At 66.2% G+C, this 20,591-nt stretch carries 22 protein-coding genes; 17 read left to right on the top strand and 5 right to left on the bottom strand.

Features of this window, described 5'->3' with window-relative positions; translation table 11 throughout:
* Positions 1–9: 9 nt before the first annotated feature.
* On the top strand, positions 10–480 hold the full coding sequence (locus QQK25_RS13830) for a TlpA family protein disulfide reductase (protein WP_284188440.1): 471 nt from the start codon (positions 10–12) through the stop codon (positions 478–480).
* 3 nt (positions 481–483) lie between these two features.
* On the opposite strand, the gene QQK25_RS13825 is transcribed toward QQK25_RS13830, so the two are convergent.
* Both QQK25_RS13825 and QQK25_RS13820 read right to left on the bottom strand, forming a co-directional pair.
* Positions 484–1,830: a fused MFS/spermidine synthase gene (locus QQK25_RS13825; protein WP_284188439.1), complete on the bottom strand. Its 1,347-nt coding sequence runs from the start codon at positions 1,828–1,830 to the stop codon at positions 484–486.
* Positions 1,831–1,882: 52 nt separating this feature from the next.
* Positions 1,883–2,800 (bottom strand): alpha/beta fold hydrolase, encoded by a 918-nt coding sequence (locus QQK25_RS13820; RefSeq protein ID WP_284188438.1) that lies wholly within the window; start codon positions 2,798–2,800, stop codon positions 1,883–1,885.
* Positions 2,801–2,922: 122 nt separating this feature from the next.
* On the opposite strand from QQK25_RS13820, the gene pqqA reads away from it, so the two are divergent.
* The 5 genes from pqqA (at position 2,923) to pqqE (ending at position 6,210) form a co-directional block, all read left to right on the top strand.
* Positions 2,923–2,997 (top strand): pyrroloquinoline quinone precursor peptide PqqA, encoded by a 75-nt coding sequence (gene pqqA, locus QQK25_RS23655; protein WP_139379539.1) that lies wholly within the window; start codon positions 2,923–2,925, stop codon positions 2,995–2,997.
* A 57-nt stretch (positions 2,998–3,054) separates the two neighbouring features.
* Positions 3,055–3,972: a pyrroloquinoline quinone biosynthesis protein PqqB gene (gene pqqB, locus QQK25_RS13815; RefSeq protein WP_284188437.1), complete on the top strand. Its 918-nt coding sequence runs from the start codon at positions 3,055–3,057 to the stop codon at positions 3,970–3,972.
* Positions 3,969–4,679, top strand: coding sequence for a pyrroloquinoline-quinone synthase PqqC (pqqC, locus tag QQK25_RS13810; RefSeq protein WP_284188436.1), 711 nt, complete (start codon positions 3,969–3,971; stop codon positions 4,677–4,679). Before pqqB ends, pqqC begins: the two co-directional genes overlap by 4 nt.
* Positions 4,680–4,822: 143 nt before the next feature.
* The gene (gene pqqD / locus QQK25_RS13805) at positions 4,823–5,083 is read left to right on the top strand and encodes a pyrroloquinoline quinone biosynthesis peptide chaperone PqqD (protein ID WP_284188435.1); all 261 of its coding nucleotides are present in this window, start codon (positions 4,823–4,825) and stop codon (positions 5,081–5,083) included.
* Positions 5,083–6,210, top strand: coding sequence for a pyrroloquinoline quinone biosynthesis protein PqqE (gene pqqE / locus QQK25_RS13800; protein ID WP_284188434.1), 1,128 nt, complete (start codon positions 5,083–5,085; stop codon positions 6,208–6,210). Before pqqD ends, pqqE begins: the two co-directional genes overlap by 1 nt.
* Before the next feature lie 15 nt (positions 6,211–6,225).
* Here the strand turns inward: pqqE and QQK25_RS13795 are convergent, their stop codons facing one another.
* Positions 6,226–7,041, bottom strand: a complete 816-nt coding sequence (locus QQK25_RS13795; RefSeq protein ID WP_284188433.1) for an endonuclease/exonuclease/phosphatase family protein — start codon at positions 7,039–7,041, stop codon at positions 6,226–6,228.
* A gap of 22 nt (positions 7,042–7,063) precedes the next feature.
* Here QQK25_RS13795 and QQK25_RS13790 point away from each other — a divergent pair, with 22 nt between their 5' ends.
* The 6 genes from QQK25_RS13790 (at position 7,064) to yidD (ending at position 12,475) form a co-directional block, all read left to right on the top strand.
* A complete protein-coding gene (locus tag QQK25_RS13790; protein ID WP_284188432.1) occupies positions 7,064–7,600 on the top strand; it encodes a GNAT family N-acetyltransferase in 537 nt (178 codons plus the stop codon).
* 72 nt (positions 7,601–7,672) lie between these two features.
* Entirely contained in the window at positions 7,673–9,247 is a 1,575-nt protein-coding gene (locus tag QQK25_RS13785; RefSeq protein ID WP_284188431.1) for a peptide chain release factor 3, read from the top strand.
* 856 nt (positions 9,248–10,103) lie between these two features.
* A complete protein-coding gene (locus tag QQK25_RS13780; RefSeq protein WP_284188430.1) occupies positions 10,104–10,493 on the top strand; it encodes a hypothetical protein in 390 nt (129 codons plus the stop codon).
* Positions 10,494–10,941: 448 nt separating this feature from the next.
* The gene (locus QQK25_RS13775; RefSeq protein ID WP_284188429.1) at positions 10,942–11,355 is read left to right on the top strand and encodes a hypothetical protein; all 414 of its coding nucleotides are present in this window, start codon (positions 10,942–10,944) and stop codon (positions 11,353–11,355) included.
* A 99-nt stretch (positions 11,356–11,454) separates the two neighbouring features.
* Positions 11,455–11,895 carry a hypothetical protein gene (locus QQK25_RS13770; protein WP_284188428.1) on the top strand — a complete coding sequence of 147 codons (441 nt, stop codon included), beginning with the start codon at positions 11,455–11,457 and terminating at the stop codon, positions 11,893–11,895.
* Between the two features lie 115 nt (positions 11,896–12,010).
* A complete protein-coding gene (gene yidD, locus QQK25_RS23650) occupies positions 12,011–12,475 on the top strand; it encodes a membrane protein insertion efficiency factor YidD (protein ID WP_368736557.1) in 465 nt (154 codons plus the stop codon).
* A 9-nt stretch (positions 12,476–12,484) separates the two neighbouring features.
* Here yidD and QQK25_RS13765 read toward each other — a convergent pair whose 3' ends face one another.
* Both QQK25_RS13765 and QQK25_RS13760 read right to left on the bottom strand, forming a co-directional pair.
* A complete protein-coding gene (locus tag QQK25_RS13765; protein ID WP_284188427.1) occupies positions 12,485–13,513 on the bottom strand; it encodes a hypothetical protein in 1,029 nt (342 codons plus the stop codon).
* Between the two features lie 22 nt (positions 13,514–13,535).
* On the bottom strand, positions 13,536–14,384 hold the full coding sequence (locus QQK25_RS13760) for a hypothetical protein (RefSeq protein ID WP_284188426.1): 849 nt from the start codon (positions 14,382–14,384) through the stop codon (positions 13,536–13,538).
* A 405-nt stretch (positions 14,385–14,789) separates the two neighbouring features.
* On the opposite strand from QQK25_RS13760, the gene QQK25_RS13755 reads away from it, so the two are divergent.
* The 5 genes from QQK25_RS13755 to QQK25_RS13735 all read left to right on the top strand — a co-directional run.
* Positions 14,790–15,236 carry an SRPBCC family protein gene (locus tag QQK25_RS13755; RefSeq protein ID WP_284188425.1) on the top strand — a complete coding sequence of 149 codons (447 nt, stop codon included), beginning with the start codon at positions 14,790–14,792 and terminating at the stop codon, positions 15,234–15,236.
* A 49-nt stretch (positions 15,237–15,285) separates the two neighbouring features.
* Entirely contained in the window at positions 15,286–15,588 is a 303-nt protein-coding gene (locus QQK25_RS13750; protein WP_284188424.1) for an antibiotic biosynthesis monooxygenase family protein, read from the top strand.
* Positions 15,589–15,683: 95 nt separating this feature from the next.
* Positions 15,684–17,669 carry a tetratricopeptide repeat protein gene (locus QQK25_RS13745; RefSeq protein ID WP_284188423.1) on the top strand — a complete coding sequence of 662 codons (1,986 nt, stop codon included), beginning with the start codon at positions 15,684–15,686 and terminating at the stop codon, positions 17,667–17,669.
* A gap of 33 nt (positions 17,670–17,702) precedes the next feature.
* Positions 17,703–18,848, top strand: a complete 1,146-nt coding sequence (locus tag QQK25_RS13740) for a patatin-like phospholipase family protein (protein WP_284188422.1) — start codon at positions 17,703–17,705, stop codon at positions 18,846–18,848.
* 19 nt (positions 18,849–18,867) lie between these two features.
* Positions 18,868–20,591: toll/interleukin-1 receptor domain-containing protein (locus QQK25_RS13735; RefSeq protein WP_284188421.1), on the top strand; the 1,724-nt coding region annotated here is incomplete at its 3' end.

The raw sequence follows: 20,591 nt of genomic DNA, 5'->3' as shown, positions 1-20,591 counted from the left end.
GATCCAATGATGAAACCCACCCTCGCCGCCCTGCTCCTCGCCCTCGCCACCAGCGCGGGCGCGGCCACCGACGCCGGCAGCTTCACCCTGCTCGACCGCCATGCCGCCAAGGCCGTCACCGCACCGCGCAGCGACGCCCGCCCGACGGTGGTCGCCCTGTGGGCTTCGGACTGCGCCTACTGCAAGCAGAATCTGCGCACCCTGGCGGGGCTTGCCAAGGCTAACCCGCAGCTGCGCATCGTCACCGTGGCGGCGGAGCTGCCCACCGCCGACACCCAGCCGGCCATCGACAAGACCGGCGTGAAGAGCGAACGCCTGGCCTATGGCGACGACGTGCCCGAAGCCCTCGCCTACGCCATCGACCCCAACTGGCGAGGCGAGCTGCCGCGCACCTATCTCTTCGACGGCAAGGGCGGCATTCAGGCCCGCTCGGGCGTGATCGACGCGGCGGGTTTCAAGGCGGCGCTGGGGCTGAAGTAAGCGTCAGCGCGAGCGGGCCAGATCCACGTCCGCCCCGTTGCGCTCGTCGGTGTAGGGCGCGGTCTGCGCCGGCTGGCTGCTGGCGTGGCAGCTGACGATCACGTTGGAGAGCGGCTTGTCCCGGTGCAGCACCTCCACGGCGCAGCGCCCGAACACGCTCTCGATGGTGGCCAGCAGGTTGCGGGCGTAGGGCGTTTCCAGCCGCCCGTCGAGGATCAGGTTGGCGAGCAGCACGCCCTCCGGCACCAGCACCCGGCGGGCGTCGTGCCAGAACTCCTGGGTCACCAGATGGCCGGGGATGGACGTGTGGCTGCTGAACACATCCACCACCACCGCGTCGAAGCGCCGCTCGGTGCGCTTCACGTAACGACGGGCGTCATCCACCACAAAATCGCCGCGGATCGGCCCCTTGAGGAAGCGCGTCTCGGCGATCTCGCGGATCTGCGGGTCGATGTCCACGAAGGTGTAGCGATTGAAGGGCTCCCGGTGCGACAGGGTGAAGCCGCCGGCGCCGAGCACGAGGATGTCCTTGGCCTTGAAGCCGAGATCCTCCAGCAGGATCTGGCGCAGGTGGGTGACGTACTTTGCGTAGCGCGGCGGCTCGCTGGCGTCGATCAGCGAGGCGAGGGAGTTGTTCACGAAGAAGGCCCGGGCATCCACGCTGCCGGGCAAGGCCACGGGCGTCACGGCGTAGTCGGCGTAGGGCGTGTCGTGCACGTCGGTGGCAGGAAAGACGTTGATCGCCACCGCGCCGGCTGACGCCAGCGCCGCACCCATCCAGCCACGCCAGCCCGGCGCCGCCAGCCGCAGGCTGCCCAGCGCCAGCAGCAGCGCGCACACCAGCACCGCCGCCGATACGCCCAGCCACTGCATCACCCCCAGCGACAGGCTCACCGAGCCGAGAAAGCTCCCCAGCGTGGACCAGTACAGCGCGTAGCCGCTCGCCTCGCCGGCGCGCATGTGCTTCATCAGGTTGGTGAGCACCGGCACCGTCTGCCCCAGCAGCCACGCCAGCGGGCACAGCACACCGCCGATGAAGATCAGGTAGGCCACGCCGGCCGGTTGCAGGTGGGCGAACAGGCCATCCACCGTGAGCCGCGCCAGCCCCAGCCCGGCCAGCAGCGCCGAGATCAAAAAGTTGCGCGCCACCACCTGGGCGAAGCGCGCGCTCACCTTCGCGCCGGACGCGTAGCCCAAAGCCAGCGCCAGCAGGAAAAAGCCGATGGTCGGCGCCGTGACCACGATGGCGCTGCCCACGTGGGGCACCAGCCGACGCAGGGCGATCACCTCTGCCCCGAGGGAGCAGAAGCCTTCGATGAAGACGATCAGGTAAAGCAGGTGTCGGGGCATGGCGGGCGATGCATGCAGGTTCGGCGGGCTGCCATTATGACGCCCGCCGGGGTCAATCCGCCCTGACCAGCGCAGCACGCCATGCGGCCACCATCGCCGGGTTGAAGGCCTGATGTCCGCAGCCGGCTATCCATACCAGCCGGCTGCCGGGGATTGCAGCGTGAAGGCGCTCGGCGTTGGCCGGCGGACACACCCGGTCGTCGCGGCCGTGGATCAGCGTGACGGGCAATCCACCGAGCGTGCTGCAGCCGGCGAGGAAGTCAGCCTCATCGAGAAAGCAGCCCGCCGCGAGGTAATGCCCCTGCAGCCGGTACTTGCGCACGAGCCGGTCGAGTTCGGGCGCAGGCAGATCGGCCAGCCGTGGCACGGTGGGCTCGGCAACCGCGGATTCGTAGCGCGCCCAGGCCATTGCCGCGGCACGGGCGACAGCCGGATCGGGGCTGACGAGGCGATGCATCAGCGCGGCCAGCAGATCGCTCCGTTCGCCCTCCTCCACGCCCGCCGCCAGCGCCTGCCAGGCCGCCGGGCAGTGCTCGGCCACATCCTGGAAGAACCACCGCACATTGCCCATGCCCGGCAGAAAGCTGCTCCGCAGCACCAGCCCCGTCACCGCCTGCGGGTGCGCCATCGCGTAGGCCAGCGCCAGGGTTGCGCCCCACGAGCCGCCGGTCACCCGCCAGCGGGCAATGCCCAGTTGGCGGCGCAGGTGTTCGATGTCGGCGATGAGGTGGGCGGTGGTGTTGGCCCGCGTCTCGCCCTCCGGCTGCGACTGCCCTGCCCCGCGCTGGTCGAAAGCCACGATGCGCTGCCGGGCCGGGTCGTACAACGACAGCAGCCGCGGGCTGCAGCCGCTACCCGGCCCGCCGTGGAGCACCAGCACCGGCTCGCCCGCCGGGTTGCCGGCGATCTGCACGGCAAGCTGGTGGCCGTCGCCGACCGGAAGGAAGAAGGAATCGTCGTGGGCTGTCATCGGGGCCGCCCCAGCGGAATCATGATTTTCGTGAGGCGCGAGTATGCCGCCCTTCGCAACAATCCGTCTCACGGCTGCGCCATTCCGGCGGGCCGCAATCAATCAACAATTGGAGACAAGCCATGACCTGGACCACCCCCCAAGCCTGCGATCTGCGTTTCGGTTTCGAAATCACGATGTACATCGCCGCCAAGTAAGCCACCCCGCGTTTGCGGCACGGCCCCCCGGCCGCAAACGCCCCTCAGGGCATCGCCATGTTCATCCGAGTTCTCGGCTCCGCCGCCGGCGGCGGGTTTCCCCAGTGGAACTGCAACTGCACCAACTGCCAGGCCGTGCGCGCCGACGAGCCCGGCTTTCTGCGCCGCACCCAGTCGTCCATTGCGGTAAGCGCCACCGGCCGCCGGTGGACGCTGGTCAATGCCTCGCCGGACATCCTCCAGCAGTTTCAGGCCTTTCCCGGCAGCTGGCCGGCGGACGGGCTGCGCGGCTGCGGGGTGGAATCCGTGGTGCTGGTGGATGCCCAGATCGACCACACCACCGGGCTCTACATGCTGCGCGAAAAAGGCAGCCCGTGGCCGATCTGGACCACCGACCCGGTGTATGAAGACCTCACCCGCGGCAACCCGATCCTGCATCTGCTCGAACACTACTGCGGCGTGGACCGCCAGCCCATCCCTGACGATGGCCGGCACTTCCACCCGCAAGGCGCCGAGAGCCTCGACTGGCAGGCCCTCCCGCTGGTCTCGGCAGCGCCGCCTTACTCGCCCCATCGGGGCGCGCCGGTGCCCGGCGACAACGTGGGGCTGGTGATCGCCGACCCCGCCACCGGCCGCCGGGTGTTCTACGCGCCGGGCCTCGCCGAGATCGACGAAGCCCTCTTCGCCACCATGGCCAGCAGCGATTGCGTGATGGTGGACGGCACCTTCTGGACCGACGACGAGATGATCGCGATGGGGCTCTCGAAGAAGCGCGCCCGCGACATCGGCCACCTGGCCCAGAGCGGCCCCGGCGGCATGATCGAGCAGCTCGCCCGCCTGCCCCGCCACGTGCGCCGCATCCTCATCCACATCAACAACACCAACCCGATCCTCGACGAAGGCTCGACGGAGCGGGCCATCCTCACCGCCGCCGGCATCGAGGTGGCTTACGACGGCATGGAGATCGAACTGTGAACGCTCCCAAACCCTGGACGCCCGAAGAATTCGAAGCCCAGCTGCGCGACAAGGGCGCGGCCTACCACATCCACCACCCGTTCAACGTGATGCTCAACACCGGCAAGGCCAGCCGCGAGCAGATCCAGGGCTGGGTGGCCAACCGCTTCTACTACCAGATCATCATCCCCCAGAAGGACGCGGCGGTGATGTCCAACTGCCCCGACCGCGAGGTGCGGCGCGAGTGGATCCAGCGCATCCTCGACCACGACGGCCACGGGGACGACGCCGGCGGCATCGAGGCGTGGATTCGCCTCGGCGAGGCCGTGGGCCTCACCCGCGAGGAGATCGTCGACCAGCGCCACGTGATCCCCGCCGTTCGCTTCGCCTGCGACGCCTACCTCAACTTCTGTCGCCAGCGCCCGTGGCAGGAATCGGTGTGCTCCAGCCTCACCGAACTCTTCGCGCCCACCATCCACAAGCAGCGCCTCGCCAACTGGCCGGAGCACTACCCGTGGATCGAATCCGAAGGGCTGCAGTATTTCCGCAACCGCGTCACCCAGGCCCGCCGCGACGTGGAACAGGGGCTGGCGATCACCCTCGCCTACTTCGACACCCGCGCCGCGCAGCTCAAGGCCCTGGACATCCTCAAGTTCAAGCTCGACATCCTGTGGTCCATGAACGACGCGATGGCCCTGCGCTATGGCCTCGAAGGTGGCGTGAAGTAAAACCCACGCCCCTGTAGGTCGATCTGTAGGTCGGACTTCAGTCCGACAACCCCGTGCATTGCTGAACACGCGATGTCGGACTGAAGTCCGACCTACAGTCCAACCTACAGTCCAATCCACATTCCGGCCTACAGGAGCATCTCATGCGCCCCGCCATCCACCGCCTCTACCGCTTCCAGTGGGAGCCGGCCCAGCAGGCCCACGTGCTGCTCTACCCGGAAGGCATGGTGAAGCTCAACCAGAGCGCCGGCGAGATCCTCAAGCGCTGCGACGGCCAGCGGGACGTCGCCGCCATCGTGGCCGACCTGGAAGCCGCTTTCAACGCCACCGGCCTCGCCTCCGACGTGGAGGCCTTCCTGACGATGGCCGAAGCCCAGAACTGGATCGTCTGGAAGCCCGCGTGATGGAAACCCTGCTCGTCCCACCCCGCCCCGGCCCCCTCTGGCTGCTGGCCGAGGTCACCTACCGCTGCCCGCTGCACTGCAGCTTCTGCTACAACCCGGTGGATTTTGCCCAGGCCGGGCCCGAGCTCTCCACCGACGACTGGCTGTCGGTGATCCGCCAGGCCCGGGCGATGGGCGCGGCGCAGTTCGGCATCTCGGGCGGCGAGCCGCTGCTGCGGGACGACATCGAGATCCTGGTAGCCGAGGCGCGCAACCTCGGCTTCTACACCAACCTCATCACCTCCGGCGTGGGCCTCACCGAGGCGCGCCTGGCCGCGCTGAAGGAAGCCGGGCTCGACCACATCCAGCTCTCGTTTCAGGACGCCACCCGCGAGGCCAACGACCTCATCACCAACACCCGCACCTTCGACCTCAAGCGCAAGGTGGCCGACCTCACCAAGGCCGCCGGCTACCCCACGGTGATCAACTGCGTGCTCCACCGGGGCAACATCGACCACCTGGACCGCATCATCGAGATGGCCGCCGAGATTGGCGCCGAGTTCCTCGAGCTCGCCAACACCCAGTACCACGGCTGGGCCTTCCTCAATCGCGCCACGCTGATGCCCACCGCCGCCCAGCTGGCCGAGGCCGAGCGTGTCACCGAGCGCTGGCGTGAGAAGCTCGGCAAGGCCATGCGCATCCTGTTCGTCACGCCGGATTACCAGTCGAAGAAACCCAAGAAGTGCATGAACGGCTGGGGCGAAGTTTTCCTCGCCGTCACCCCGGATGGCCTCGCCCTGCCCTGCCACACCGCGCGGATGCTGCCGGGGCTGGAATTCCCCGACGTACGCGAGCACAGCATCGAGTGGATCTGGCGCGACTCGCCGCTCTTCAACCGCTACCGCGGCACCGCCTGGCTGCCCGAAACCTGCCAGACCTGCGACGACAAGGACAAGGACCACGGCGGCTGCCGCTGCCAGGCCTTCATGCTCACCGGCAACCCGGACGCCACCGACCCGGTGTGCCCCAAGTCGCCCGATCACCACCTCGTCACCACGGCGCTGGCCGCGGCGGAGCAACCCGACAACGCCCGACCGCTGGTCTTCCGCGATCCGAAGGAATCCCGCCGCCTCGCCCGGCCCTTCTGAACGGGGCAACGCCGCTCAGGCGATCTCCAGATACAGCGAGGCGTGGTCCGACACGTCCGCGAGAAAGCCCGCCTGGGCAGCACCGGTCAGGTCGGGCCAGCCCTTCACCTTCACCTGGGGCGCATCGGCCGCGGTGCCGAAGCGGCTGAAGCTGAGGGACGCCGACGCGATGGCGTGATCGAGGTTGGATTCCCCCGCCGAGCCCTTCCAGGTGGCCTCGCGATCCTTGGTGAGCAGCTTCATCCCGGCGCCTTCCGCCGCCTCGGCCAGCGCGGCGATCTCGGTGGGCGCATCCACCCGCAGGAACTTCTTGGCCGGCCGCGGGAACATCAGGCCCATGGTGTTCAGATCGCCCATCACCACCAGCCGCGACGCGCCCTCGCCGCCCAGGTTGCGATCCAGCGCCGCCTTGAGACTCCAGGCTTTGTCGAACATCTCGACCCGGTTGCCAAAGGCCGGCGCGTCGGTGCCGCTGTCGGTGTGAAGAAACAGCAGGTTGTACCAGATGCCGGCGTGCTTCACGCTCAGCAGCGCGCCGGGCCGCAGGCGGTCGTTGCCCACGTCGAACTCCCGCTTCTGGGAAAACACCGCCTGCTCGAAGGCGGTGCGCCGCCAGCCCACCAGGATCTCCTGCACCTGGGGCCCGTCGGTCAGCGCGAAGTCGTAGCCGGCAAACGCCTGCTCCATCAGCGCCCGCACGTTCACGTTCTCGATTTCCAGCAGGGCAAAGACATCCGGCTTCTGCTTCTTGATGTGGCTGGCCACCTTTTTAAGGCGGGTCGCACCGCCCTTGAAATGCTCGATGTTCCACGACAGGACCGAAAACTTCATGCGCATCTCTCCAGGCAGGGGAATGCCCCCGATTGTCGCACCGCCGCTGCAACACCGCTGCAACAAGGCCGCGCTCCAATGCATGTCCCGCCACCGGCCCGCCAGGGGACACATCATCAAGGACGACATCCTCATCAGCCCGATGGACGACGCCGACCGCGAAGCCGCGGCGGACGTCCTCCTCGCCGCCTTTGCCGACCCGGCCCGCTACGGCCGCGAGCGCCTCATCGACCAGCTCGCGCCCGCGCCGATGCCCTTTTATCGCCAGTTCTTCATCGCCCGCCAGCAGGACGAGCTGGTAGGCGTGGGCGGCATCAAGGCGGCCGACTGGGCCAGCGACACCCACATCCTGTACCTCTCGGCCGTTACCGAACACGCCCGCGGCCAGGGCATCGCCCGGGCGCTGATCGCCACCCGCATCGCGTGGCTGATGGAAAACTTCGAACACGGCCGGCTGCTCGTCTCCACCGCCCGGAGCCGCCGCTTCAACCGGCTGGGTTTCCGCATGGCTGGCAAGCACGACGCCGGCGGGCGGCGGCTGATGCTGCTCGAGTTCTAGCCCAACGCCGCCACCGGCGCGAGCGCATCGCCCTGTATAATCGCGGGTTTTTCGCATTCGCCGTATCCCGCCATGTCTGCAGCCGTCCAGCAAATCGCCCGCCGTCGCACCTTCGCGATCATCTCCCACCCCGACGCGGGCAAGACGACCCTGACCGAAAAGCTGCTGTGGTTCGGCGGCGCGATCCAGGTGGCCGGCGAAATCCGCGCCCGCAAGGCCGCGCGCCACGCCACCTCCGACTGGATGGAGCTGGAAAAGCAGCGGGGCATCTCGGTCACCTCGTCGGTGATGCAGTTTCCGTACCGCGACTGCGTCATCAACCTGCTCGACACCCCGGGCCACGAGGATTTCTCGGAAGACACCTACCGCACCCTCACCGCAGTCGACTCGGCGGTCATGGTCATCGACTCGGTCAATGGCGTCGAAGCCCAGACGATCAAGCTGCTCAACGTGTGCCGCCTGCGCGACACGCCCATCGTCACCTTCATCAACAAGCTCGACCGCGAAGGCCGCGAGCCCATCGAGCTGCTCGACGAAATCGAATCCGTGCTGGGCATCCAGTGCGCGCCCATGACCTGGCCCATCGGCATGGGCAAGCGCTTCCGCGGCGTGTATCACCTCTACACCGACACCATCCAGTTCTTCGACCCCCAGGCCGAAAAAGGCACCTCCGAGATCATCCAGGGCCTCGACAACCCGCGCCTCGATGAAGTGATCGGCGAACAGGCCGACGAGCTGCGCATGGACATCGAGCTCGTCCGCGGCGCCTCCCACACCTTCAACCGCGAGGCCTACCTGGAAGGCAAGCAGTGCCCGGTGTTCTTCGGCTCGGCGGTCAATAACTTCGGCGTGCAGAGCCTGCTGGATGCGGTGGTGGAGCTCTCCCCCGCGCCCCTGGCCCGCCCCGCCAAGACCCGCATGGTCGAACCCATCGAGCCCAAGTTCTCGGGCTTCGTGTTCAAGATCCAGGCCAACATGGACCCGAAGCACCGCGACCGCATCGCCTTCATCCGCGTGTGCGCCGGCCGCTTCGAGCGCGGCGGCAAGCTCAAGCAGGTGAGCACCGGCAAGAGCCTCGCCATCAACAACGCCATCACCTTCATGGCGCAGGACCGCAACACCACCGACGAAGCCTGGGCCGGCGACATCATCGGCATCCCCAACCACGGCACCATCCACCTGGGCGACACCTTCACCGAAGGCGAAGACCTGCAATTCACCGGCATCCCGAGCTTCGCGCCCGAGCACTTCCGCCGCGCCCAGATCAAGAACCCCCTCAAGATGAAGCAGCTGCAGAAGGGCCTCGAGCAGCTCGCCCAGGAAGGCGCCACCCAGCTCTTCCGCCCCACCACCACCAACGAACTCATCCTCGGCGCCGTGGGCACCCTGCAGTTCGACGTGGTGGCCCACCGGCTGGAGTTCGAATACGGCGTGGACGTGATGTTCGAATCCTGCAGCTACGCCACCGCCCGCTGGCTGCGCGGCTCCGACGCCGACCTGCGCGCCCTCGCCGACAAATCCCCCGCCAACATGGCGCTGGACGGCAACGGCGACTACGTCTACCTCGCCCCCAACCGGGTGAACCTGCAGATGGCCCAGGAACGCTTCCCGAACATCAAGTTCCTGGAGACGCGGGAGATTTACTGACGGCACCCCATCGCCAGTGGTCGTCGGCCCACGCAAAGGCAACTTTACTGCGGGCCGAACCTGAGGCAGTCAGACAAAAAGGCGGGGCAACCCGCCTTTTTCACGTCCAAACGCAGAAAAAACCCTGCGAGCAATTAATTAATCCCTCAGAGCAATTTTTTAATCAATTCGAGCAAATTAAAAATCACGGACAAAACCTGACGCTGTGAAAAAACGGAATTAATTAATCACTCGGCGCATATTTTTTAATACGAACCAGAATTTTCCCGACACTCGACGGAGTTTAATCAGCCAGATTTGGGATTAATAAATTACCGATCAAAAACGACGCTCGTCGAATTTTGATCATTTTAAATACGGCGAGGGATTAAAAACCCCTCCGCGGATATTTTCCAGGTGCCCCCGGAAATAATCGGGCGCGTAGAGGCTCACCACCCAACCCCGGAAGGTTTATCAAAGCCAGGGACGCTGCGCCGGGCTTTCCCCGCCCCGCAGAACTCGACCCCTGCCAGCCGAGCCCCGGACGCCGTTCCCCGCTCCGGCTGACGATGAACGCACACCCTAAACTCCACTTGCATTTCACTGAATCGTGGCCTTAAATCCGTAAGACATACACCTGCTCGCCTTTCCGACGCTGGCTTATAAACCCTGATCTGCTCCCGCCCCGGATCCAGGCACCGAGGCGCCAACGTGCCTCCAGCGGGAAGCATCAACGATTTACAGCACGCAAATTCTTGTCTTTTGCTCGACCGCCGAGCACAGGCCGGCAGTTCGCGCGCTTATCGTGCAAGACGCTGAAGGCTTCAGGTGATGACGTCTACTTCGCGCAATGAATCAGTCAAATTGGAGGCACAAAATGCTTGATTTCAAGAAGGGATGGAATCTGGAGATACAGAAATATGCCAGCAAGTACGGGCACTACGCGGCATATCTGGAATCCTTCGACAGCAAGGCCATCATTTCGGCGCTGTGGGATGCCAAGGATCATTATCACGATCAATGGACGACCAAGCTCTTCAAGAATGCGCAGGATATCCATGACTCAGTCAATGTCGTGACGATCGAGCAGGGAACGCATCAACCTGAAGATCAGGTCGGCGGTGGCTTTATCCTGCATTTCACCGGACGAGATGCGGACGGGGTGGCGTTTCACTTCTATATCAAACAGAGACAAAACGGCGATCCTTACATCTTCGAGATCACCTACATGGACAGCGGGCATCTGGTGCGCTGCCAATATGCTTGATTCGCGCCATGCGCGACTGGCATTAGCCATTCCCCCACCTGAAACTCATCACGCAGCCTTGGGCAAGTCAGCTCAAGGCTGCGCAGTTTCGGATCGGCGGACAACGCCTGTCCTCGGTCTTCGTCCTTCTCGTCGTCGGATGCAAAACCAGGCGTCCCCAGAGAGCGGGGCTACCGAAACGGGCTTCAATCCCGATCACCGTGTCCGCCACGCAGGCCACGAGGTCGATCTTTGCCAGATCGGGACAAACCATTGTAATATCCATTTCAATTTGCCTCATCGCCGTTCGGACTGAACGTCGACGCTTCAGTCCCGGCATCCAGATCCCCGGCGGAAAGCCCACCGGGCGAGCGAGGCGAAGTCTTTTTCCAGTCGGTCAAGCCAATCTGCGCCGCAAACCGGGCAGGTCGAATTGACTTCACCCCAAGCCTCCAGGAAAGCTCGGAACATGCGGATCGCCGTTGCCTTGTTGTTTATCATTCACGTCTTTGCATCATCCGCTTCCGCCGGGGAGTTCGTCACGGGCACGGCAATAAACGATGCAGCGAAGATTTCGGACCGGGACAAACAGACTTTCCATTTAGCGGTCGTCCCTGCGGGTTCGCATGTCGGCGCAACCGCCGCGCTCTTGACGCAGAAATTCCTGGCTGCTGCAAAAGCCAGAGCAAACCTGGCGGTAATTGGCCCAGACCCCAACCTTACAGCGTCCGCTGTAGTGCTGGCGCTTCAAATAGCCGCCGATGACTCCCTGATTGGCGCCACAATCCTCTATGTCGGCGATACCGAATATACCGAGGAACTCCAAACTGCCGCGCTTCCAACCGGGGCCACCGTCCGTACATCCCAGTATTCAGGCAAATGAGCACTACTCGCCATCGCACCGGATCTGTGCCGAAGCTCGAATAATCCTGTGACTTGGGAAGGCAAAACCTTCAAGTTCCACTCACGCTCTGACATCCCCATGACTCACAGACTCCTTATTTCCCTCAGCCTGATTTCCCTTCTTCCCGGATGTGTCACGCAACCCAGCAAGCCAGAGCCAAAGCTTGTCATTGGCGACCCTTCTGGATTTGTCAAAACAGTAGACATAAGAAAAACAGACTTGAAGTCAGTCTGCAGTTTCAACAAATTCCAGGAGGGATTTCGTTACGCCTACATGAGCATGTGGAACGGTCGAATAGAAAAAGTTCTGGCATCAAAGCCGAGGCCCGATATTTCCAGCTATTACGAGAGCAAGATCTTCTACTCCAAGCCAAACACGAAGGCTGCTCTTGATGCCAATCCTGGTGACCGTGATCAATATAGCGAGTGTCAGGAGGGCAGCTACCAGCAGGGCAAGATGAATGGTTTTCTATACTCGCAAGAAGATCTGAAGGGGCTTGAAGCAGGTGCGCCGAAGTAATCGTTATTCCAGCCAAGGCCGGCAGGCGCTCAGTCTTCTCGAACGTACCCTTGGCGAATAGGCAACATCCGGATCGTCCCTTCTCGCCCTCCTGTGCGTGCGTTAACCTTCACCCATGCGCCGTCTCGCCCTCAGCCTCATCCGCTTCTACCAGCGTCACCTCTCCCCCCACAAAGGCTTCTGCTGCGCCTACCGCACCCACACCGGGCGGCAGAGCTGTTCGGCGCTGGGGTATCGGGCGGTGCGGCGGTTCGGGGTGATTGGCGGTGTCAGGGTGCTTCAGGCGCGAACGCAGCTGTGCGGCGTGGCCCATCGGCGTTTCTCGCCGCCACTGCGGCTGCCACCGCTTGCGCAGCGGGGCGTGTGCGACGTGGGCTGCGATCTGCCCTGCGACGGCAGCTGTCACCTGCCGTCGTGCAATGCGTGCAACTCGCTCGGCACGCCTCTGGAATGCGCGTGCAGGCTGGCCGATTGCGGCAGCAGTAGTTGCGGTGACTGGCCCTCGCGGAAGGACGCCCGAAGGCGCGAGGCGGAGGCAGGCATCTACCTTCCGCCCCAGCGCAATCCCGGCCGCCGGTAGGCGCCGCGCTCAGTTTGGCGCGGTTCCCTTTTCCGCCTCGGCGGTATCGCCACCCGAGGCCTCCACAAAAGCCGGGCTGTCCTTCAGCAGATCCGAGTAATAGACCATTCCCGCGTCGGTGCGATAGCCGTCGGCGGTCTTGATGGCTTTGGGTTCGACACCGATCTTCAGCGACGGCACGTACATCCCCGGTTTTGCCGGGTCCGCCGGCCGCAGCACCACCGCCATGCGCACGCTCACCGGCACGCCGCGGGAATCATTGGCGACCCGTTTGGCGAACTCGTCGAGCATGTCCTTCGGCGCACGCAGTTGTCGGGCCGACGCATCTGCCAGCTGCACCCGGGGCCAGCTGGCCTTCACGAGGCTCATACGACGGGCGTCCGGCGAGCTCACGCGCAGGTAGCTCCCTTCGACCAGCACGCCACCCACCGCCCGCAGCATCGTGGTGGTGGCGCCTTCGGCCATGATGGGCGTGTCGGCGGTGGCCGCCGTCGAGGCCGGAACGCGGCGGTCGGTCTTGGTGAGGATCTCCCGGAAATCAGTAAACATTACCTCATCGGCGGAGATGCCCAGCCGTTTGGCGAGGGCCTCGTGGGAGGCGCGGATGCCCTTGATGCGGCTGGCGAAGGTGGCGCGTGCGACGGGCTTCACGTCGGTCTGGCGCCACGTCACGTAGAGCCGGCCGGCCTGGGGCTCGAAGCGGTAGACCGCGTCGCCCGCATCGACGAAATCGCCGGACTTGTCGGGGTTGCGGCTGCGCAGCCCGAAGAACTTCTCAAGCTCGGCGCTGTTCGAGATCGCCAGCGGCCTTGAATTTGTTGCGGCCGCCTGCACCCGCTCCATGACCTTGGCGAGGCCGGCGCTGTCGATGGGCGGCAGCGCCATGCGCACCGCCTCGGCGTAGTTCTCGGAGAACTTGCCGATCGCGGCGGCCGGTGTGCCGAGGGGGTTGTCCTGGGTCTGTGCCTGCGCCCAGGCTGGCGATCCGGCCGTGGCAAAGGCCAGCACCAGCAGGGATGCGATGTAGCGTGTTTTCATGACCAATCCTCCAGGTATCGGCTCAGTTGGGCAGCGCCGGGCCGTCGTCCGGGTTGCAACCCGAATTCCAGCGCGTGTGCATCCAGTTGGGCGTGGGGTGAGCCCAGTGGCCGTTGTAGGTTTCGTCGTGGATGGCCTGGGCCGCCGCCGCCGTCGCGCCAAAGCCGACGGCCACCGGGCAGATGGTCTTGTAGGAGTTGTACCAGTGGTCCACGTGGTGCATGTTGTCGATCCATGCCCGAGCCACACCGCGGGAGTTCATCGCCTCGCTGGCGAGGTCGCGGTACTCATCCACATACGACGAACCGATGTACATCAGGCCGTGGAAGCCGGTGATCACATGCACGCCCTGGGCGGCGTCGAACCACTGGGTGCGCTGGCTGTAGCGGATGCTGTTGCACGACGACAGGTGCATGAAACGCATCCACCCGCCGGAGTTCCAGCCCAGCCGCATCTTGCTCGAACTGGCCGAGCAGCTCCCGTCCGGATCCTTGTCGTAGATCGTGCCGGTCCAGCGGCCAGAACCCCAGCCACCGTGCAGGCACATCAGACCGGCGTCGTTCCAGTCGATGCCGCTCCCGGTGTCGTCGATGCCCCACGATTTGGGCGGGTTGTCGGCGTAGCGGTTGCCCTGCACCAGATGGAAATTGCGCCACCATTGCACCCAGCCCTTGTCGCCCATCTTGTGGCGCCAGGCCATGCACATGTCGTCCCACCAGTTGCGCTGGGAGCCGCCGCACTGGCCGCCCCAGGTGGTGATGGCCGACGAGCCCGCGTACTGGGCACCGGCGTCAGGCGCCAGGCTCGCCGCCAGCAGGCAGGCTGCCCAGGCGGTCACGCGCCACCGTGTCGATTTCGCTGTCGTTCGCATGTTGTGTCCTCCTGTGGAGATACCCTCCCGCCGGCGGAACTGCGGAGGGCAGGCGGTCGATACCGACGGTATCCGCCGAACCCGGGGGCGCCTGAATCCGACGCCGCCTCCTTGCCCGAACCTGGAAATCACGCCCCGCGCCCGGCCGTCGTCCGGCAGAACGCGGGGGACGGGATGCCTAGCTTGCGACGGCTGTTGCCAGGTCGAATCAGCGCGTCATGTCATCCCGGTTGCTTCCAGCATAGACCACTCAAAAAGACATAAGACACATCAGTGCATAATCGAAAGCACGGTTGCGATAGCGTCGCTCCCGATCTGGCTTTGTGGCCACAAATGCGGCCGTCGAAGCCCGTTGGCCCCGGCGTCATCCAAGCCGGGGGCCTTCCCCCACCACAAGGATCGATCATGACCACCCAACAGATTCAGCTACACCGCGTCATCCGCAGCACGCCGGAGCGGGTCTATCGCGCCTTTCTCGACCCCGCCGCGTGGGCAAAATGGCTGCCGCCCCACGGCTTCGTGGGCACCGTGCATCAGCTCGAACCCCAGGTGGGCGGCCGCTACCGGATGTCCTTCACCAACTTCACCACCGGCCACAGCCACAGCTTCGGCGGCGAATATCTCGAGCTCGAACCCAACCAGAAGCTGCGCTACACCGCCGCCTTCGACGACCCGAACCTGCCGGGCCAGATGCAGACGACGGTGGTCATCCGCGAGGTTTTCTGCGGGATGGAGCTCCACATCGTCCAGGAAGGCATCCCGGCGGTGATCCCCCTCGAAGCCTGCTACCTGGGCTGGCAGGAGTCGCTCCAGCTGCTCGCCCAGCTTGTAGAACCCGAAATCCGCGGCTGACCACCCCGCCGGACTCTATGCTGAATCATCCAGCCACAGGAGACACGCCATGGTGCTGACCGTTTTCCGCGCCCGCCTGAAAGACGAGGGCCGCGATGCCTACTACGCCCTCGCACCCAGGATGGGCGAACTCGCTCGCGCCATGCCGGGCTACAAGTCCCACAAGGTCTTTGTGGCCGAAGATGGCGAGCGGGTGACGATCGTCGAGTTCGAGGACGAAGCCAGCCAGCAGGGCTGGGCCCGGCAGGTGGATCACGTGGCCGCCAAGCAGGAAGGCCGCAAGTCGTTCTACGCCGAATACCGCCTGCAGATCTGTCAGGTGATGCGCGGATCCAGCTTCAAGGCCGATTGAAACAACGCCCACCTTCCTTGGCAGGCTGTCGTCCCCGGGGCTAAGATGGACAAGCCATCCGGATAAACGTCCCTGCCCCAGAAAGCCCCGCCGCCATGAAACTCCACGCCTTCGTCGCGATGCCCTTCGGCACCAAAGCCGACCCGGACGGCAAGCTGATCTACTTCAACCGCATCTACGACGAGCTCCTGCGCCCCGCCCTCGAAAATGCCGGGCTCGACGTGATCCGGGCCGACGAGGAACAGCGCGCCGGCGACATCCGGGTGGACATGTTCCAGGAACTCCTGATGGCCGACCTGGTGCTGGTGGACCTCACCCTCGACAATCCCAACGTGTGGTACGAACTGGGCGTACGCCACGCCCTGCGCGCCCGGGGCGTGGTCCTCACCCTCGGCCCGCGGGGCACCAAGCCCTTCGACATCTACACCGACCGCAAGCTCGGCTATCACCTGAAGGACGGCGCGCCTGATCCGGACTTCCTCACCGCCGACATCGACGCGCTCGCCGAGATGACCGCCGAGACCCTCGCCGCCGGCCCCGAGCGCATCGTCAGCCCGGTGTATTCGCTGCTGCCCAACCTCACCGAGCCCGACTGGAAATCCCTCCGCGCCGGCGCCGCGCGGGAGTTCTGGCGCCACTACGACGACTGGAGCACCTGGATCGAGCGGGCCCGCAAGGCCGAGCGCCCCGAAGACATCCTGGTGCTCGCCGAGGAAGCCCCGGTCACCGCCCTGCGGGTCGAAGCCAGGCTCCTGGCCGGCAAGGCCCTGATGAAGGGCCGGCACTTCAACTTTGCCCTGGAGCAGTTCGAAGCCGCCTGCCGCTTCGACCCCACCAACCTCGAAGCGGCCCGCAACCGGGGCATGTGCCTGCAGCGCATCGGCCGTGCCGACGACGCCCGGGCGATCTACAAGAAGATCCTCGCCGACCACCCCCGGGAGGTCGAAACCTGGGCCCTGCTCGGCCGGCTCGACAAGGACGCCTGGGTCGAGGCCTGGAACCGCGACGGCAGCACGCCCGAGCAGAAACGCAGCGACGCCGGCTACGAAGACGCCCTGCTCCTCACCGCGATCGAATCCTACGTCACCGCCTTCCGCGCCGCGCCGGGCCACTACTACTCGGGCATCAACGCCCTCACCCTCATCCACCTCTACCGGGATCTCACCGGCCAGCCCTCGCCCTACGACGCCCAGCTCGACTGCATGGCTGGCGGCGTATCGTGGGCCACCGGCTGCGAACTGCTCGCCAACAACAACTACTGGGGCCGCGCCACCCTCGGCGATCTGGCCGTGCTGGACGGCGATGCCGCCACCGTCACCCGCGCCTACAAAGAGGCCATCGCCCTCGCCGACAAGGACTGGTTCTCCCTCGACTCGACCCTCGGCCAGCTGCGCCTCCTGCAGTCCATCGGATTTGCTCCGGATCGCGTGGCCGCCGGCATCGCCACCTTCGAACGCGCCCTGGGCCGTCTGCAGAAACCCGCCGAAAGCTGGAAGCCCGAGAAAGTCTTCCTGTTCTCCGGCCACATGATCGACGCGCCCGACCGCAAGCAGCCACGCTTCCCCTCCGACAAGGAACCGATCGCCGCCGCCGCCATCGCCAAGGCGCTGGACGATCTGGGCGCCACCGCTGCCGATCTCGCCCTCACCCAGGGCGCCTCGGGCGGCGACATCCTGTTTGCCGAGGCCGCCATCGCCCGCGGCATGAAGGTGCAGCTCCTGTTGCCCCTGCCCGAGCCCGAGTTCATCACCGCGTCGGTGCTCCCTGCCACCAACGGCGACGACTGGAGGAAGCGCTTCCTCGCCCTGCGCGACAACCCCCTGTGCCAGCCCCCGCGCGTGATGCCCGACGAGCTCGGCCCCCTGCCCTGCGACAGCCACGGCAACGCGCTCAACGCCTTCGAGCGCTGCAACCTGTGGCTCCTCAACAGCGCGCTCGCCTGCGGCATCCAGCGCACCCGCTTCATCTGCCTCTGGAACGGCGCCGGCGGCGACGGCCCTGGCGGCACCCAGCACCTGGTGGAAGAGGTCAAGCGCCGCACCGGACAGGTCACCTGGCTCGACACCCGCAAGATGTGGTAATCCCCAAAAAAACTGCAGGAAAGGACACCCGCCATGCCCACCGCCCTCGAAAAGCGCATCACCGCACCCGGCCCGAAGAAGATCCTCTCCTGCGACGGGGGCGGCATCCTCGGGCTGATGAGTGTCGAGATCCTGGCAAAGCTCGAAGCCGACCTGCGGGCCGAACTGAAAAAGCCCGACCTGCTGCTGTGCGACTACTTCGACTTCGTGTGCGGCACCAGCACCGGGGCCATCATCGCCGCCTGCATCGCCGCTGGCATGAGCACCGACAAGATCCGCAAGTTCTATGTGGATGGCGGCAAGCAGATGTTCGACAAGGCCTCCCTGCTCAAGCGCCTGCACTATTCCTACAACAAGGAGCCGCTAGCCAAAAAGCTCCAGACCGAGTTCTCCGCCGCGCTGGGCAGCGACACCACCCTCGGCAGCCCCGGCCTGCGCTCGGTGCTGATGATGGTGATGCGGAACGCCACCACCGACTCGCCCTGGCCGGTGAGCAACAACCCCTTCGCCAAGTACAACCAGCGCAATCGCCCCGACTGCAACCTGCTGCTGCCCCTGTGGCAGCTGGTACGCGCCAGCACCGCCGCGCCCACCTACTTCCCGCCCGAGGTGGTGACCCTCGGCAAGGGCAAGGACGCCTACGACTTCGTGTTTGTGGATGGCGGCGTCACCACCTACAACAACGCCGCCTTCCTGGCCTTCCAGATGGTCACCGCCGCGCCCTACAAGCTCAACTGGAAGACCGGCACCGACCAGCTGCTCATCGTCTCCACCGGCACCGGCAGCACGCCGGCCGTGCGCCCCGGCCTCAAGCCCGCAGACATGTGGCTGCTCGACGCCGCCAAGACCGTGCCCGGCGCCCTGATGAACGCCGCCGCCGCCGGCTGGGACATGGCCTGCCGGGTGCTGGGCGAATGCCGCTTCGGCCGCCCCATCGACCGGGAAGTGGGCGATCTGGTGGGCGATGGCACCTTCTCCGGCGCCAAGCAGTTTGCCTACGTGCGCTACGACCCGGACGTGAGCCAGCCCGGCCTCGACGCCCTGGGCCTCTCCGACGTCAAATCCGCCGACGTGCAGACGCTCGACTCCATCGAGCACATCCCCGAGATCCGGCGGGTCGGCGAAGCCTTCGCCAGGCGCTACGTGGATGTGAAGCAGCAGCTGCGCGGCTTCCTCTGAACCCCATCGGCGCCCAACCATGAACGACCCGCCCGCCCCGCTCCAGAACGCCCCGCCGGCTGCCCCCGAGCCGGCGGAACACCGGCGCCGCCCGCCTCGCGAGCGGCACTCCTTCGCCGCGCGGCTGTTCGGCTACGACCTGTTCATCTCCTTCGCCCTCGGCCATCTGCCCCGGGGCACCCAGTCCTACGCATCCGACCTCGCCCGCCAGCTGCGCGAGCGGGATTTCGCGGTGTTCTACAGCGAAGACGAAGCCGCCCCCGGCGACGAGCTCAACGAAACCCTCAAGCGCGCCCTCGCCCGCGCCCGCATCCTGGTGGTGATCGCCAACAAGGGCATGCTCCAGCGCCCCGGCTGGGTGCAAACCGAGGTCGAGACCTTCCGCGCCCTGCACCCCGAGCGGCCGATCATCCCCATCAGCATCGACGGCGCCCTCACCGACCCGGAGCTCGTTCCCGCCATCAGCAACTGGCTCCCGGTGGGCGACACCATCTGGCTCGACGAACCCCTCGAGGCCGTCGCCCACGGCATCGCCAGCCGCGACGTGGTGACGCGCCTGTGCCTCGCCCCCACCCACATGCGCGCCAGCCAGTGGTGGCGAGCCACGGTGACTGGCGTCGGGCTGGCGCTGGTGGCCCTCACCGCCAGCTCGATCTGGTCCGAACACCGGGCCCGCGAGCATGCCAACGAAGCCCTCGCCGAAGCCCAGCGCGCCCAGCGCGCCGAAGCCCGCGCCGTGGCCGAGCTGCGCAACTCCACCGGCCTGCGCCTGCGCGCCGAATCCTCCGCGATGCTCGCCGGGCTGCGCCCCGATCCCGACGAACGCGCCCTGCTCCAGCTGCTCGCCGCCCTGCGCCTGGGCGGCGCCGAACGCCCGCCCGATGCCGAGGCCGAAGGCGAGCTTCTCGCCAGCCTGCGCCACGAACGCTTTCTGGTGCGCCTCGTGGGCACCGCCGACGAATTCATCGCGATGGCCGTCAGCCCCGGCGGCGAGCGCCTCGTCACGGTGGCCGACGACCACACCCTGCAGCTCTGGAACGCCCGCACCGCCACCCCCCTGGGCGCACCCATCGAAGCCGACGCCAACACCACCCGCGCGATCGCCTTCAGCCCCGACGGCCGCAGCCTCATCACCGGCAGCAACGACACCACCCTGCGCCTTTGGGACGTGGGCGACACCACCCTCGAACCGGCCCTCGCCTTCCCCTTCACCGGCCACATGGACGCCGTGCGCAGCGCCATCTACAGCCCCGACGGCAGCCTCGTGGCCTCGGGCAGCGACGATCGCACCGCCATGCTGTGGGACGTGCGCACCAGCAAGCCCACCGTCCCGCCCCTCACCGGCCACCGGGACGCCGTCACCGCCGTCGCCTTCAGCCCGGACGGCAAACGCCTCGTCACCGGCAGCAACGACAACACCCTGCGCCTGTGGGACGTGGCCACCGGCCGCGCCATCGGCAAGCCCTTCATCGGCCACACCGATTCGGTGCGCTGCGTGGCCTTCAGTCCGGATGGAAAACGCCTCGTCTCGGGCGGCTGGGACGACACCCTCATCATCTGGGACGTGGCCCGCGGCCGCCCGGCGGCCCCGCCCCTCGTCGGCCACGACGGCCTGGTGCGCAGCGTCACCTTCAGCCGTGACGGCCGGGAGATCCTCTCCGCCGGCGAGGACGGCACCCTGCGCCTGTGGGACGCCGCCACCGGCGCCCCCCTCGGCGAGCCGCTGGCCGGCCACGGCGACGC

The organism is Zoogloea oryzae, from assembly GCF_030161255.1.
Taxonomy (GTDB): domain Bacteria; phylum Pseudomonadota; class Gammaproteobacteria; order Burkholderiales; family Rhodocyclaceae; genus Zoogloea; species Zoogloea oryzae.
This window is presented reverse-complemented; position numbering and strand designations above follow the sequence as displayed.

Excerpts from the sequence above, each read along its gene's own strand:
- QQK25_RS13795 (WP_284188433.1), bottom strand. The coding sequence starts at position 7,041 with ATGAAGTTTTCGGTCCTGTCGTGGAACATCGAGCATTTCAAGGGCGGT.
- QQK25_RS13765 (WP_284188427.1), bottom strand. The coding sequence starts at position 13,513 with ATGAAAACACGCTACATCGCATCCCTGCTGGTGCTGGCCTTTGCCACG.
- QQK25_RS13750 (WP_284188424.1), top strand. The coding sequence starts at position 15,286 with ATGGTGCTGACCGTTTTCCGCGCCCGCCTGAAAGACGAGGGCCGCGAT.
- pqqD (WP_284188435.1), top strand. The coding sequence starts at position 4,823 with ATGCGCCCCGCCATCCACCGCCTCTACCGCTTCCAGTGGGAGCCGGCC.
- QQK25_RS13790 (WP_284188432.1), top strand. The coding sequence starts at position 7,064 with ATGCCCCCGATTGTCGCACCGCCGCTGCAACACCGCTGCAACAAGGCC.
- QQK25_RS13745 (WP_284188423.1), top strand. The coding sequence starts at position 15,684 with ATGAAACTCCACGCCTTCGTCGCGATGCCCTTCGGCACCAAAGCCGAC.
- QQK25_RS13825 (WP_284188439.1), bottom strand. The coding sequence starts at position 1,830 with ATGCCCCGACACCTGCTTTACCTGATCGTCTTCATCGAAGGCTTCTGC.
- QQK25_RS13740 (WP_284188422.1), top strand. The coding sequence starts at position 17,703 with ATGCCCACCGCCCTCGAAAAGCGCATCACCGCACCCGGCCCGAAGAAG.
- pqqB (WP_284188437.1), top strand. The coding sequence starts at position 3,055 with ATGTTCATCCGAGTTCTCGGCTCCGCCGCCGGCGGCGGGTTTCCCCAG.
- QQK25_RS13770 (WP_284188428.1), top strand. The coding sequence starts at position 11,455 with ATGACTCACAGACTCCTTATTTCCCTCAGCCTGATTTCCCTTCTTCCC.
- QQK25_RS13755 (WP_284188425.1), top strand. The coding sequence starts at position 14,790 with ATGACCACCCAACAGATTCAGCTACACCGCGTCATCCGCAGCACGCCG.
- QQK25_RS13785 (WP_284188431.1), top strand. The coding sequence starts at position 7,673 with ATGTCTGCAGCCGTCCAGCAAATCGCCCGCCGTCGCACCTTCGCGATC.
- QQK25_RS13820 (WP_284188438.1), bottom strand. The coding sequence starts at position 2,800 with ATGACAGCCCACGACGATTCCTTCTTCCTTCCGGTCGGCGACGGCCAC.
- QQK25_RS13760 (WP_284188426.1), bottom strand. The coding sequence starts at position 14,384 with ATGCGAACGACAGCGAAATCGACACGGTGGCGCGTGACCGCCTGGGCA.
- pqqE (WP_284188434.1), top strand. The coding sequence starts at position 5,083 with ATGGAAACCCTGCTCGTCCCACCCCGCCCCGGCCCCCTCTGGCTGCTG.
- QQK25_RS13830 (WP_284188440.1), top strand. The coding sequence starts at position 10 with ATGAAACCCACCCTCGCCGCCCTGCTCCTCGCCCTCGCCACCAGCGCG.
- QQK25_RS13775 (WP_284188429.1), top strand. The coding sequence starts at position 10,942 with ATGCGGATCGCCGTTGCCTTGTTGTTTATCATTCACGTCTTTGCATCA.
- yidD (WP_368736557.1), top strand. The coding sequence starts at position 12,011 with ATGCGCCGTCTCGCCCTCAGCCTCATCCGCTTCTACCAGCGTCACCTC.
- QQK25_RS13780 (WP_284188430.1), top strand. The coding sequence starts at position 10,104 with ATGCTTGATTTCAAGAAGGGATGGAATCTGGAGATACAGAAATATGCC.